This is a genomic window from Profundicola chukchiensis (genome assembly GCF_029664245.1).
GTDB lineage: Bacteria > Bacteroidota > Bacteroidia > Flavobacteriales > Weeksellaceae > Profundicola > Profundicola chukchiensis.
The window spans coordinates 73,179-87,753 of record NZ_JANAIE010000001.1 but is presented as its reverse complement, the minus strand read 5'-3'; the positions used below and the strand labels follow the sequence as shown (position 1 = coordinate 87,753).

Annotated in this window: 14 protein-coding genes; 8 read left to right on the top strand and 6 right to left on the bottom strand. The window is 35.6% G+C overall.

The window, feature by feature from the left end; genetic code table 11:
- The first annotated feature begins 35 nt into the window (after positions 1-35).
- The 6 genes from NLM59_RS00350 to NLM59_RS00325 are packed head-to-tail and all read left to right on the top strand — an operon-like array spanning position 36 to position 4,962.
- Entirely contained in the window at positions 36-623 is a 588-nt protein-coding gene (locus NLM59_RS00350) for a riboflavin synthase (protein WP_304415746.1), read from the top strand.
- A 42-nt stretch (positions 624-665) separates the two neighbouring features.
- Positions 666-2,126 (top strand): sensor histidine kinase, encoded by a 1,461-nt coding sequence (locus tag NLM59_RS00345; RefSeq protein ID WP_304415745.1) that lies wholly within the window; start codon positions 666-668, stop codon positions 2,124-2,126.
- The gene (locus tag NLM59_RS00340; RefSeq protein ID WP_304415744.1) at positions 2,113-2,610 is read left to right on the top strand and encodes an acyl-CoA thioesterase; all 498 of its coding nucleotides are present in this window, start codon (positions 2,113-2,115) and stop codon (positions 2,608-2,610) included. Before NLM59_RS00345 ends, NLM59_RS00340 begins: the two co-directional genes overlap by 14 nt.
- 1 nt (position 2,611) lies before the next feature.
- On the top strand, positions 2,612-3,712 hold the full coding sequence (gene thiL, locus NLM59_RS00335) for a thiamine-phosphate kinase (RefSeq protein ID WP_304415743.1): 1,101 nt from the start codon (positions 2,612-2,614) through the stop codon (positions 3,710-3,712).
- Positions 3,712-4,014 (top strand): PLDc N-terminal domain-containing protein, encoded by a 303-nt coding sequence (locus tag NLM59_RS00330; protein WP_304415742.1) that lies wholly within the window; start codon positions 3,712-3,714, stop codon positions 4,012-4,014. The genes thiL and NLM59_RS00330 overlap by 1 nt, the downstream gene beginning before the upstream one ends.
- Before the next feature lie 54 nt (positions 4,015-4,068).
- A complete protein-coding gene (locus NLM59_RS00325) occupies positions 4,069-4,962 on the top strand; it encodes an ATP-grasp domain-containing protein (protein WP_304415741.1) in 894 nt (297 codons plus the stop codon).
- 72 nt (positions 4,963-5,034) lie between these two features.
- On the opposite strand, the gene NLM59_RS00320 is transcribed toward NLM59_RS00325, so the two are convergent.
- Positions 5,035-6,261, bottom strand: coding sequence for a hypothetical protein (locus NLM59_RS00320; RefSeq protein ID WP_304415740.1), 1,227 nt, complete (start codon positions 6,259-6,261; stop codon positions 5,035-5,037).
- 180 nt (positions 6,262-6,441) lie between these two features.
- Between NLM59_RS00320 and NLM59_RS00315 the strand changes: the two genes are divergently transcribed.
- Both NLM59_RS00315 and gmk read left to right on the top strand, forming a co-directional pair.
- Positions 6,442-7,299 carry a YicC/YloC family endoribonuclease gene (locus NLM59_RS00315; RefSeq protein WP_304415739.1) on the top strand — a complete coding sequence of 286 codons (858 nt, stop codon included), beginning with the start codon at positions 6,442-6,444 and terminating at the stop codon, positions 7,297-7,299.
- Positions 7,299-7,868: a guanylate kinase gene (gmk, locus tag NLM59_RS00310; protein WP_304415738.1), complete on the top strand. Its 570-nt coding sequence runs from the start codon at positions 7,299-7,301 to the stop codon at positions 7,866-7,868. Before NLM59_RS00315 ends, gmk begins: the two co-directional genes overlap by 1 nt.
- Positions 7,869-7,922: 54 nt before the next feature.
- On the opposite strand, the gene NLM59_RS00305 is transcribed toward gmk, so the two are convergent.
- The 5 genes from NLM59_RS00305 to NLM59_RS00285 form a co-directional block, all read right to left on the bottom strand.
- The gene (locus tag NLM59_RS00305) at positions 7,923-9,122 is read right to left on the bottom strand and encodes a multidrug effflux MFS transporter (RefSeq protein WP_304415737.1); all 1,200 of its coding nucleotides are present in this window, start codon (positions 9,120-9,122) and stop codon (positions 7,923-7,925) included.
- 92 nt (positions 9,123-9,214) lie between these two features.
- Positions 9,215-10,099 carry a site-specific tyrosine recombinase/integron integrase gene (xerA, locus tag NLM59_RS00300; RefSeq protein WP_304415736.1) on the bottom strand — a complete coding sequence of 295 codons (885 nt, stop codon included), beginning with the start codon at positions 10,097-10,099 and terminating at the stop codon, positions 9,215-9,217.
- Position 10,100: 1 nt separating this feature from the next.
- On the bottom strand, positions 10,101-11,690 hold the full coding sequence (locus NLM59_RS00295) for a S41 family peptidase (RefSeq protein WP_304415735.1): 1,590 nt from the start codon (positions 11,688-11,690) through the stop codon (positions 10,101-10,103).
- Between the two features lie 7 nt (positions 11,691-11,697).
- A complete protein-coding gene (locus tag NLM59_RS00290) occupies positions 11,698-12,129 on the bottom strand; it encodes a deoxycytidylate deaminase (protein ID WP_304415734.1) in 432 nt (143 codons plus the stop codon).
- 8 nt (positions 12,130-12,137) lie between these two features.
- Positions 12,138-14,444: a TonB-dependent receptor plug domain-containing protein gene (locus tag NLM59_RS00285; protein ID WP_304415733.1), complete on the bottom strand. Its 2,307-nt coding sequence runs from the start codon at positions 14,442-14,444 to the stop codon at positions 12,138-12,140.
- Between the last annotated feature and the right edge of the window lie 131 nt (positions 14,445-14,575).

Sequence of the window (14,575 nt, the reverse complement as noted above, 5' to 3'; positions counted from 1 at the left end):
CCTTATATTTAGGTTGAATTAAGTAATAGAAAATTATGTTTACAGGAATTGTAGAGGAAATGGCTAAAGTTGAAGCCATTGAACAAGATAAATCAAACACTCATTATACTTTGAGCTGCTCTTTTGTAGATGAGCTTCAAATTGACCAAAGTGTTGCCCATGATGGTGTTTGTTTGACCGTGGTTGCGCTTACGGATACAACTTACACGGTAACTGCAATTGAAGAGACTTTACAAAAAACCAATCTTAATGCTTGGGAAGTTGGTAAGAACATCAACCTAGAACGTTGTATTAAATTAAACGACAGACTAGATGGTCATGTGGTTCAAGGGCATGTAGATCAAGTTGGTACAGTAGAGCGCATTACCGATGAAAACGGAAGTTATAAAATCTATATTTCTTATAAAGCGAACACTTTTGTGACGGTTCAAAAAGGTTCTATTTGTGTAAATGGTGTTAGTTTAACGGTGGTTGATTCTGATGATAACGGATTTTCGATTGCCATTATTCCATATACTTGGGAGCATACCAACTTAGGAGACCTTAAAGTAGGAGATCAAGTGAACTTAGAATTTGATATATTGGGGAAATATGTCCAGAAACTCATGGAGAAAAGGTCATAGCATGATTTTTGATGCTAGGGCTTAATCAAAAAAAGAAATAATTTGAATATCATAGACAGACTTACGCTGCGAATGCGCATTTTCATTGCCCTAGTGGTGATGATTTTATTTACGGCTACTATTATTGGTCTGTTAACCTTTTTCCATTTCCAACAAACCACTAAAGTTTATCACGAAAACAGACTGGCGAGAAAGGAAAAAACCATTATCGAAACTTTGGATTATGCTATTACAGATTATCCAGAGGAAGGAACAGAAGAAAACATCAAGGATATTCTAGAGCACAAACTCTTTGAATTTGCTGACATTAATGATATTCCAATTAATATTTATGATTTAAGCGGAAAATTATTACTTACCTCAGAAGCTAAAATTTCTGATCAAAGACGAGAAGTACCAAGTTATATTCTAGAGAGAATTAATCCAAGCAATGATAGATTTGAGGTGAGAAGAACAGAAGGTGATAATACCTTTTTAACCACCTATAGTCTCATTTATAATATTTTTCAGCAACCGATTGCAATTGTGAGTTTGCCTTACTTGCACGATGATTCATTCTTGAAAGAAGAATTATACGCCTTGTTAGAACTTTTCTTGGGAGTAGTGATTGGTGTATTGGTGATTGGTGCTTTGGTATCATGGTGGATTTCTAAATCCATTACGGGTAGATTAAATGAAATTGCTGAAATTTTGCAATCTACTCACATGATTAAAGGGAATAAACCTATTGAATATCAGTTTAATGATGAGGTGAAAGTCTTGATTGAATCTTATAATAGTATGCTTTGTGAGTTGAATGAACAATCAGAGCAATTATTGAAAATAGAGCGTGAAGAAACTTGGCGCGAAGCAGCACGACAAGTAGCTCATGAGCTGAAAAATCCATTAACTCCGATGCGTCTACAGATGCAGAGTTTCCAAAGAAGATTTGACCCCACGGCACCTGATGCGAACGAAAAAGTTGCAGAATTAGCCAAAGGAATTATTAAACAAATTGATACCCTAAGTGGAATTGCAGAAGCCTTTTCTGACTTCACAAGAATGCCGCTTAGAAAAGATGAGGATATCAACTTAATCGAAGAAATAGATACCAGTTTAGATATTTTTGATGATGAATTAATTGAATTTGATTCAAGTCAAGAACCGGTTTATATTCAATTCGACCCGAATTATTTGGTAAGAGTTATTACCAATTTAGTTAAAAATGCAATTCAATCGGTTCCAGCTCGTGTAAAACCAGAAGTTAAAATCGATGTGGTTAAATCTAAAAAAGTAGTAGAAATTTTCATTAAAGATAATGGTGTTGGAATTCCCGATGACATTGCCGAAAAGCTATTTGAACCTAAATTTACCACAAAATCATCGGGCTCTGGATTGGGCTTACCGATGGTGAATAAAATTATTAAAGATTACGATGGTAGTATTCGTTTTAGAAACAACCCAGACAAGGGGACAACGTTTATTATCACATTACCCTTAAATTTAGAAGATGAAGATATTTAAATCCCATGTACAAGTTAGATGGAGTGACCTAGATCCTAATATGCACTTGGCTAATCAATCCTATATGAGCTTTACTTCTTTTGCGAGAATGAAAGCATTAAACGAACTTGGATTTGACACCAAACACATGCATATTTGGAAAAGAGGTCCAGTTATTTTTGAAGAAAAATTTAATTTCTTCAGAGAGATTTTACCTGATACAACGATTTATATTCATACCAAAATTTCAGGTGTATCAGAAGATTTTGTTCTTTTTGAATTTGAACATGATTTGTATGATGAGCAAGGTCAACACAAGGCTAAATCTAAAATATTTGGTTGTTGGTTAGACTTTACAACCCGCAAAATGGCCACAGAACTTCCACAAGAAATGATGGGAGTAATGGAGGCCTTAAATACAGAAGGAGCAAGAATTTTGAGTAAAATGGATATCAAAAACTTGGGTGTAGCTCCACAAAATATTAATCCAGAAGATTTAAAATAAGATGTTAGAAGATAAAGAGCAACAACGAACGCCACTTAGTGAAATAGGTGAATTCGGTTTAATTCATAGGATTAAAGATTCTGTACAACTTAAAAACGAAAGTAGTATAAAAGGTATTGGTGACGATGCTGCTGTGCTTTCTTTTGAAGGTGAAAAAACTATTTTGTCTACAGATATGTTGACCGAGGGAGTGCATTTCAATTTGGGATATGTTCCTTTACAACATTTGGGATATAAAGCCGTAGTTACTAATTTAAGTGACATTTGTGCCATGAATGCCATTCCTTCTCAGATACTTGTTTCTATTGCGGTTTCAGATCGTTTTCCGGTAGAAGCCATCGATGAATTATACAGCGGAATGCTAATCGCTTGTCAGAAATACAAGGTGGATTTAGTTGGTGGAGATACAACTTCTTCTCAATCGGGATTGGTCATCAGTATTACAGCTATCGGACATCAAAAAGAGGAGGAGATTGTCTATCGCGATGGGGTTAAAGAAAATGATTTATTAGTAGTTTCCGGTGATTTGGGAGCTGCTTATTTTGGATTGCAAATCCTAGAAAGAGAAAACGAAGTTTGGAAAGCGAATCCTGCTGTACAACCTGATTTGTCGCCTTATAATTATTTGATCGAAAGACAATTAAAGCCAGAGGCAAGGTTGGATATCGTGAAACTTCTAAAAGAATTAGATGTTAAGCCAACAGCTATGATTGATATCTCCGATGGATTAGCTTCAGAAACTCTTCATTTATCTGAGGAGAGTAATGTTGGTTTTGTGGTATATGAAGAAAAAATTCCAATGGATCAACAAGTGATTAGTGCAGGAGAGGAGTTTGATGTAAATGCATCTATCGCGGCTCTAAATGGAGGAGAGGATTATGAATTGTTGTTTACAATTCCATTAGAAGATCACGAAAAAATTAAAGCCAATCCTCATTTAACCGTTATTGGTCATGCAACAGCCAAAAGCGAAGGATGTAATTTGGTAAGTAGAGGTTTTCAAACGAAAGTGCCTTTAACTTCACAAGGTTGGGATTCATTTCAAAAGTATAAGCAAGAAGTTATTAAGGCTAAGAAGGAAAGTAATTCAGAAGAAGAATAATGCAGATTCAAGATTTAATATTACCTAAGAAACTATTGGTAGCCTTCTCTGGGATTGGTATTGCCATGATTATAGGAGCCTTCTACAGTGCCTTTCAGCAGAATAATGTAGATACCACTTGGCTGTATGTAGGTATAGGATTAAATTTAGTTTCTCTAATTGCTGTGATTATAGATTTAATTAAAAATCCCGTTCACGATAAGCTGATGTGGATATTATTTCTCGCTACGATTCCAATGCTTGCTGTTTTTGTGTATTTGGTGGGTAGAGATAAGTTTTTAGGGATAAAGAATCAGGATTAAATCATGATTATTCATATCGGTGAATAGTCTACCTTTGCAACTTTAAATATTTATATGATGAAAGGTTGGATTTTGCAAAAGCAAGTCTATGGAAAGGAGCCTTCGTACGAAACATTAAAGCTGATAGAAACTGCAAAGCAAGCAGGAATTGAGCTTGAGTTGCACGACCCTCGCCAAATAGAAATTATTGTTACCCAAGACGACAGAAAGAGTGTTCTTTTAGATGATAAAATAACCAAATTACCAGATTTTATATTCCCACGAATGGGAGCTACAACGAGTTATTTTGCCTTGGCAGTAATTCGTCATTTAGAGAGATTAGGTGTTTATAGTGTAAACTCTTCGGAGGCGATTGAAAAAGTAAAAGACAAACTTTTTCAAATGCAGATTTTAGCAGAGAAATTCCCAGTTCCTAAAACCATTATGGTTAAGTTTCCTGTGAATGCAGATATAGTCGCTAAGAAATTAGGTTTTCCAGTGATTATAAAAACACTATCAGGTTCTCAAGGAAGTGGTGTGATTCTATCTCACGATGCTCAGTCTTTTGAGGATTTAGGAAATTTAATTCAAATTACGAATCCTAATGCTGAGATTATTCTACAAGAGTTTATTAGCAGCAGTAAAGGTCGAGATTTGCGTGTTTTCGTGATTGGAAATCGTGTGGTAGGTTGTATGGAAAGATATGCTACAGATGATAGCTTCAAAGCGAATTTCTCTCGCGGAGGTGGTGTAAGATATTTTGAAGTGACTCCTGAAATAGAAAAATTAGCATTAAGTGTAACATCAGAATTAGGATTAGAAATTTCTGGCGTTGATTTACTATTTGGAGAAGATGGTTATATGATTTGCGAAGTTAATTCATCACCAGGCTTCAAAGGAATGGAACAGGCAACTGGAAAAGACGTAGCACAAGAATTAGTTGATTACATTAAGTCTAAAGTAAACTAAAACAAATTTTAGTTTAAAATATTAAAGCCACTTTCTTTAGAAAGTGGCTTTTTGTTTTATGGTTTTTTCAATTTAATCTTCTTCTTCCATTCGTCCAACATTTTCTAACAGAATCACCGCATTGGTTTGCTCGTCAGAAAAAAGTCTATAATTATATCTCTTGTCATCGGCGATTAATGTAATTCTCGCTGTGTTCGGAGGTACGTCACCCAAATTATTGGCAACAAAAGTTAATTCATTTCTTTTGTTAGGATCTAATTCCAACTCAAACTCAGCAGCTGTATGAGTTAAACGAATCCCATCTGCAATGATTTTATCATTATAAAAGACGGTAACAGTATCATTATCAATAGTTCCGTAGTCCATAATGAGTAAAGTGACTTTATTGGTTTTCAATCTTAAATGAGAGAAGATTTGATTACTTCGCTTTTCTTTCTTTTCAGTAATGCTGACCTCTACTTCCTCTTTTTTTGGTTCTACACTTACATAACCTTCTATTTCAACCTCGGGTTGGGTTTCTTCGGTTTTAATTTCCTCATCTGGAATTGCAACAACTTCCTCCTCCTCTGGGATTATTTCTTCTGCTTCGGCTAATTCCTCGGGAGCCTTTGGCAATTCAGGAATTTCTAGCGTTGGAGGGTTGGGTCTATTTCGTCTCATTGGAATATCTAAAATATTCGGGAATGAAATAACGTCTGGTGCTTTTTGAAGATCGTGTAATTCATTCAATTTAGACACCTCTTCCTCGTCATAAACCTCTGGAAAAGCAGCTTTTTCAAACATAATCTGATCTTCTGTCATCGCTAAAGGCATTTCATCATTGTAAATTTTATAATCGTCCGAAACCTTAACATAGCGAACCACATTAGGAATACTTCTACTACGAAACCTTAAATCAAAAAGTTGAGCTTTATTAGGACGCATGATTCCATTCGGTCGTATGAAATAAGGAATAGTACCCGAAGTTCCTACTAAATATTCTTTACCATTTTCTCCCTTTTCATATTTCAAGATATAGTCCGTGGGTTCGTGGCTATAGGATTTTTGAATAAGCTCCATATCCAAACCAATAAACTCTTTGGTGTCGGGATTATAAGTAGCATCCAACCAATGTCTACAATAGCCACCCTCTTGGGTGTCATAGCAATGTCCGGCGTATACATCCTTATCATTCTGAACTAAATAAAGTTCGGCATAATATCCCGAGTCATAGCCTGTAATAGCTACCCATCTTCCACTTAAATCTTGGGCGTAGCTTAGGCTAGAAATAAGTATAAAAAAATATAATAAATTTTTCATTGAGAGCTTGTTCTTAATAGGTTAAATCAAGATATGTTTTAATTTAAATTCGACTTGATTTTTATGCAAATCTTACACCATTTATTTGATGATAGATTGAGTTTAAATATAGTTTAACAGGGCATTATACAAGGAATTCTTAACACATTTTAGTACTTTTGATGCAAATAATACAATCTTATGTTACAATCCATGACGGGCTTTGGTAAATCTAGTGTTACCATCAACGGAATTCGATATAATTTAGATATAAAGTCTCTGAATAGTAAGAATATAGACTTAAATATTCGCTTACCGCATTGGATGCGCTCGATAGAGCTAGACATGAGAAAGCAAATCACAGAGTCGCTTATGCGCGGAAAGGTGGATGTGTATGTAAATACAGATGTGTTAGACCCTGCTGCACTTACCAATCTTAATATTAAGGTGATTAAGGCTTATATGAGTCAAATGGATGCTATATCACATGAGTTGAGTATTGAGCAGAGATTTCAGGCAGCTATGACCTTGCCTGATGTAATGCAATCAGATCAAAATGAATTTTCTGAAGAGGATTGGAAGGAATTCCAAGTGGGCTTGAAGGAAGCTTTAGATAATATTCAGCAGTTTAGGCTAGACGAAGGAAAAGTGTTAGAAGAAGAGTTTAGACAAAGAATTCATAACATTATGGATTTGCTGGCGCAAGTTCCTGCGTATGAGGAAGAGCGTATTGAAAGATTAAAGCAAAGAATTCATAAATCTTTAGAAGATTTTAAAGATGTAGACCAAGATAGAGTAGAGCAGGAGTTTATTTTCTACTTAGAGAAGTTGGATATCACAGAAGAGAAAGTTCGCTTAAAAAACCACTGTGAATACTTCTTAGAAACCATGAATTCAGAGGAGAGTAATGGTAAGAAACTTAATTTTATTTCTCAGGAATTAGGTAGAGAAATCAATACTTTAGGTTCTAAATCCAATCACGCCGAAATGCAAAAGTTGGTGGTAGACATGAAAGACGAGCTAGAGAAAATCAAAGAACAAATGTTAAACGTACTATAATGCAAGAGGGTAAATTAATCATATTTTCTGCGCCATCGGGTGCTGGTAAAACCACATTGGTAAAGCATTTATTAGAACAAAACGATAATTTATGCTTTTCTATTTCTTGTGCTACGCGCGATAAAAGAAGAGGAGAAGTCCACGGAAAAGATTATTACTTTATTTCTGTAGATGAGTTTAACAAAAAGATAGAAAACAAAGAGTTCGCTGAGTGGGAAGAGGTTTATCCAGATCACTTTTACGGAACTTTAAACCAAGAAATCGAACGTATTTGGGCTGAAGGAAAACATGTATTATTTGATATCGATGTTCAAGGTGGATTGAGATTAAAGAAACTCTTCGGCGACCAAGCTTTATCTATTTTTGTTCAACCTCCAACGTTGGATGAATTAGCTAAACGTTTAACAGCTAGAAATACAGATAGCCCAGAAAAGCTAAAAATGCGTATCGAGAAAGCTGCAGATGAATTGGCTTTTGCCGAAAAATTTGATACGATTTTGATTAATGACCAATTAGATGAAGCTAAAAAAGAGGTTCAACAAATTGTAAATCAGTTTTTAGAAAATTAAAATCTAGAATGGTGGGGTAAAGCTCTGCTTTTCGCTTTTTGTGTCTTTTATTTTTTATTCTGCCACTTTGCTTCCTTTCATAGCCCAAAGGTGTAATGCAAAACTTAGGCTCATTAGAATAAAAATAAACCAAACAAAAGGCATAGGTGTTCCATCAAAGAAAATTGCAATTGCAGCAGAGGCTACAGCACCAGACGCCATTCTAAAGCTTCCATTGAGGGCAGAGGCTAAACCAATGTTTTTGTCAACATTGTCCATAGCTAGTGCCATCGAATTAGGGTTTAAAAAGCCAATCAGAAACATGATAAAAAAGATGGTAATAGCAAAAGCCACCAAATTAACAGTGGTGATATAAAAGGCTATTAGTAAACCAAGCATTACTACCAACATAATTACAAAGACTACATTGGTGATGTAGATTAAGTTAAACTTCTTGAGCAATACGCGATTCACCTGACTTCCGATGATTAATCCAAAGGCATTCATCCCGAATAACAAACCAAAATTTTGTTGTGAAACCTCATACCAAGTCATGAAAATAAATGGAATGGATGCGATATAACAGAATAAAAATGCCATCGCCATACTTCCCGATATGGTGAATTTAGTAAAAGCTTTATTTTGCAACGTTTTGTAATAGTTCTTAACGCTAGAAACAAACCTCAACTTCACATCTGGTTGATATCCTGTGGTTTCCTTGAGTAAAAAATAAACGGCAATTAAAACCACGGCTGAGATAGCAAACAAGAAAAAGAAGATAGCTTCCCATTTAAAGTTATCTAGAAAAAGACCACCCAAAGTAGGAGCAATCACAGGAGCAACACCCATCACCAACATAATATTGGTGAGCATTTTGGCAATTTCCTTTCCTTTGAAAATATCTCTAACAATCGACATACTTGCCACCATACCTACACTGGCGCCCAAAGCTTGAACAAACCTCAGCACAATCATCGTATCGATATTGGGCGAGAAAATAATGCAAAATGAGGCAATAGAATAAATCGCCAAACCAATTAATAATGGAGGTTTTCTACCATATTTGTCGATGATAGGACCATAGATTAATTGTCCGATAGAAATCCCCAAGAAGTAACTTGTTAGGGTATAAGACATCACCTTTAGCGACGTAGATAAATCTTCAGCAATCGCAGGGAATGCTGGTAAATACATATCTACTGTAAAAGGTCCTAAGGCAGCAATACTACCTAATATTAAGACTAATATTAATTTTTCTCTCGATGTAATTTCCACGCAGCAAAGATATAGCAAGCTTAGACGTTAAAGTCACTTTTACTATCCTATTATTTAATTTAATAAAAGCTTAAATTTATAGTTAGTTCGAATTATTTTCTAGGATGAAACTTCTCGATGTTTTCTCTTAAGAATTTCTTGTCGATATGCATGTAAATCTCCGTCGTGGTGATGCTTTCATGACCAAGCATCAATTGAATAGAGCGTAAATCAGCTCCGTTTTCCAATAAATGTGTAGCGAAACTATGTCTAAAAGTGTGTGGGCTAATATTCTTTTTAATCCCAGCTAGTTCAACATATTTTTTTATAATGGTGAAAATCATCACTCGAGTTAGCTTACCACCACGATTATTCAAGAACAAATGATCGCTAAACTTGGGTTGAATTTTTTGATGAACACGAACTTGGTCTTTATAAATATTAATCACTTTCTGGGTATAAGAAGCAATAGGAACTAAGCGTTGTTTATTTCCTTTTCCCACCACACGAATGAAATCTTCATCAAAAAATAAATCAGAAATTTTAATCTCTGTTAACTCCGACACACGAAGCCCACACCCATACAAGAGTTCGATAATGGCTCTATTTCTCTCTCCATGCGCAGCTGATAAATCTATTGCTGCAATGATTTTGTCAATCTCTTTGGTAGAAAGAGTGTCAGGAATATTGGTTCCGATTTTTGGAGCAGAAATCAAAGTGGTAGGATTAATTTCAATCCATTCTTCTTCTATCATAAACTCATAGAAACTTTTAATACCTGAAAGAATTCTAGCCTGTGAACGTACAGCGTATTTCTTTCCGTTCTCGTAGTTAAATTCTCTCACCTGTTCCGAAGTGATTTTGGTAGGTGCAAGATCGGGAAACATTGTTTTTAGTTTCAGGATGTCCCGGATATAGTTTGAAATCGTGTTTTCAGATAAATTTCTTTCTAATTTAAGATAGATGCGATATTGTTCGAGTGCTTCTTTCCACTGCATATCAATTCGCTTGATTAAGTTCAATCGCCCTCTGAATCATAGGGTCGCGTTGATTCCAAATTTTGTTATAAGCAGATTCACCATATAAAAATCTAGCCATGGTAGCCTTAATAAATGTATGGAAGTTCATCATTTCAGCTTCACTAAACTGCTCTGGAACTAGATTTATTTTAGCCAATAACTCCTCTGCCAATTCCTTTGGATTGTGAAAAGCTATAAAATGCTCTTCTTTAATCTTACTTAAACTCTTGTTATTTTGTTCAATGTATTCAAAGATTCTTGTATTAAAAATATTGCGATGCGCATGCTCATAATACCATCTTCCATAGCCTACAGAATCAATCGGAATAAACTCATCCGGAATAATACCTCCACCGCCAAATACAGTTCTTCCCTTACTGGTTTTAAACATTAATGAATCCGGAACTTTAATGCTGTCTTTATTAAAAACTTCGCCACTCATGTAGCGCGCACTAATATCTCTATTATATTCCTCGATTCCGTTTAAATAGGGTTTTTGAATAGATCTACCTGAAGGTGTAAAGTACTTGGCAGTGGTTAATCTTAATTTAGAACCATCGCCCAAGCTAATTTCTCTTTGAACAAGTCCTTTACCATAACTTCTTCGGCCAATTATAACGCCCGCATCGTTATCCTGAATTGCACCGGCTATAATTTCACTCGCCGATGCCGAACCTTCGTCTATCAAGACATAAAGTGGTTTGCCATCCATTGTACCTCTGTTGGTAGCATAGCGGAATTCTTTTTTACCTTGATTGTCTTGCGTAAACACAATTAGCTTATTCTCGGTTAAAAACTCATCGGCAATCTTCTCGGCAGCGCTCATGATTCCACCAGGGTTTCCCCTTAAGTCCAAAACCAGCTCTTGCATGCCTTCTTTTTTAAGTTGCTTTAGGGCTTCGCTAAATTCTTCGGCAGTGGTAGAAACAAAGCGTGCTATCTTCACATAACCTAAATTTTCATTTATCATGAAATATTCGGTAACGCTAGCTTTTGGTATTACACCACGTTTTGCAGTGAGTGTTTGTCGTTTTCCATCACGAAGAATGTCTAATTCAACCGTAGAATTATTTTCTCCTTGTATCATATCACCCACCCGTTCGGCTGCTTGGCCTACAACCGTAGAGTCGCCTACCTGAATGACACGATCCGAAAGTTTAAACAATTTCTTATTGGGGCTGTTTTTATCTACGTGCGTAATGACTATTGTGTCTTTATAAATCACATATTGGATTCCAATTCCAACATAGTAGCCTTTCATTTCTCTATCCATATTTCTGGATAGTTTCTTTTCTAAGTAAACACTGTGTGGATCTAGGTTAGACATTACAAAACCAATGGTCTTATCCACTAAGCTATCCGTATTGATATCATGTACATAGTGATTGTCGATTAAACTCATCAATCGACGCATTTTTTGTTCATTTACCGAATAGGAGATAGCAACATATTTATCATTCTCATCTACCGCAATATCATATCTCTTCCCGGTCTGGTAGCCAAGTCCAAAAATAATGAGGACAGCTATCAAAGCTAGAATAATATTTAAAGTGCGGAGGGTAGAGTTCATAGGCGATTTAAGCTAATTCTTCCATGGTGATCTGTTCTACAACAACACCAGCACGATCTAGAAAGTCTATACCAGCAGTATCTGAATAGGGGTTAATATAAACCACACGTTTGATACCTGCTTGGTGGATTAATTTACTACAATCTCTACATGGAGAAAGAGTTATGTACAAGGTCGCATCCTTACAATTATGTGTAGAGGATGCTACTTTTAAAATAGCGTTAGCTTCGGCATGCAATACATACCATTTGGTGTCGCCTTCGGCATCTTCACAATGATTTTCAAAGCCACTTGGCGTGCCATTATAACCGTCAGAAATAATCATGCGATCTTTGACAATAAGTGCGCCTACTTGTTTTCTTTTGCAATAGGAAAGTTTTGCCCATTCCATGGCCATTTTCAAATAAGCCTTGTCGTATTTTTTCTGTTTGGAATCCATGCGCTTGATTAAAAAATTGTTCGAATCGAAAATACGAAATTTCTACCCGGTGCAGAAATTCCAGAGGAGTAAGGACGATATAAATGGTCAAAAATATTATCTACGCGCCCATGTAATGAGATATAGTCGGTTAATTTATACTTTGCTGAAATATTGAAAATATTCCAAGAAGGCGCATAAGCCATTCCATTCTCATCTAAAGCGTATAAATATTCCTTGTGTTTCTCGCTAGGTGGCATATCTTCTGCCTTCACACCATCATTGTATTGGTAGAGTAATTTAGCTTTAAACTTATTTTTCGCATATTCTAAACCAAGATTACCAAAAAGGGGGGCAGCATGTCTCAAAGGTGCAATACTACCATCATCTAACTCTTCTTCACCATGGGTGTAATTAACTTTACTCAAAAACTTAAACTCTTTACTTATGTTAAGCTCCATTTGGATCATACCACCATAAACTCTAGCGCTTGCCGCATTTTGAATAGCTTGAATTTGACTTAACTCTCCGTCATACATCATAGTTGATTCACCATTGAGCGTGAAATCTCTTCTAACCAATGCATCCTCTAGCCAGCTATAATATGCGATTCCATTTATGTAAAACGTATTTCCAAAAGATTTAGAAATTCCTGCTTCTATATTATAAATATATTCAGGTTTTAAATCAGGATTTGGAACAACTACACTTCCTGGCTCAGAATCAAAAACTTTAGACATATCATCTATATTCGGAACTCTAAAGCCGGTAGAGAATTGAGCGTTTAACACCAATTGGCGAAAAGGTTTGTAATAAGCACCAACTTTACCTGTCCAAGAACCCGTTTTTAATTCAGATTCTTCGAATGGCAAAGGATAAAATTCATTAGAAAACTTAGATTTAGAAGTTACATAACCATATCTAATTCCTGAAACTATATTCAATCGGCTGGTAATGTCTCTAATATATTTAGCATAAATTCCATATTGGTTCCATGTTGAACCATCTGGATATCTACTAGCACCAGGAACTTTCTCTCCCGTGTTGATATTTTCTATGTTAGCCGAAGAGTTCACATAGTTGAACTTCATGTCGGTTCCATAGCGTAGGGTATTCTTATCATCAATCTTTTTCAAGAAAGCATTTTCCCAGCCCCAAACATTCACACGCTCAAATCGATTGTTCTTAAGGAATGAATCAAAGTCTCTATCATGTCTGCTTTCTGTAAAGTATTGATGAGAAAAAATACTTTGAACCTCATCAAACAAAAGATTGGGTTGATGATAATCAGCCTTAATATTTGAAAACAACCATTGTTGAGGTCCGTAATACCATTCTGCAGATCTAAGATTCTCGCCTCGATATCTCAATAGTCTATCATATCGCGGAACATCTGAAGTTTCTGAATAGGAAAAGGAAGCTGTTAAATCCAAACTCGAAGAAGGTTGAAAATGAAACTTCTGCAACAAATTCTTTTGATTATAACCTGTCTCGCGTTGGATATGTGGATTATCATTTTCAACTTGAATATCTTGTCCATTTACACGTGTAACATAATGTTGACGCAAATACTCTTGTGGACCATGTTTTCCCATTTTTAAATCACCATAATCGGTGTAGGTAATGGAAGTAATAGAAGACCATTTAGGCATTGAAATGTCAACATCTGCGTGTATGGTCTTCTCTTCTGAAGCCGAAGCGTATCTTACGCTGGCATCTCCAATAACCTTAAATTCTGAGGTGGGTAAAACAGATTTAGTTTCAAAACTAATTACACCACCAATGGCATCAGAACCATATAAAACAGATGCAGGACCCGAAATTACCTCTATGTTTTTAACCGTAAAAGGATCAATTGCAATGATGTTTTGCAGATTTCCAGATCTAAAAATCGCATTGTTCATATTCACACCATCCACAGTTAACAACAATCTATTGGTCGCAAAGCCTCTAATCATAGGGCTTCCGCCACCAAGTTGACTTTTTTGAACATAAATTTCATTGGTCTGACTTAGTAAATCAGCTGTGGTAGGTTGATTTAAAATTTGAATTTCTGATTCAGATAGTGAAGAAACATAAATCGGAGATTTTTGAGAGTTATTTTTCCAGTTGGTACCTGTTGTAATAACACTTTGTAGTGTAAAAATCTCGTGTTGTAGGAAGATTGTATTTTGTTCTGACTTAGATAATCGGCTAGTAGCAATAGTTTTCGGTTCATATTTATCATGATAAAAACTAATCGAATCTCCTAGAACTTCTGGTAGATGTGCAACACCTAAATGATTGGTAGACGTAGGTTTAGAGCCGTTATTTGATTTAATGAGAACAGCCTCCAACGGTATGTTTGTGAGGCTGTCTTTTACAACAATATTTTGACCACTAATAAAGCACCCTATGCATAAGGTAAAAAGTAATAATATTCTATAGCTCATTATCTACCAATTGACCGGTAGAAAGTGCAAATATT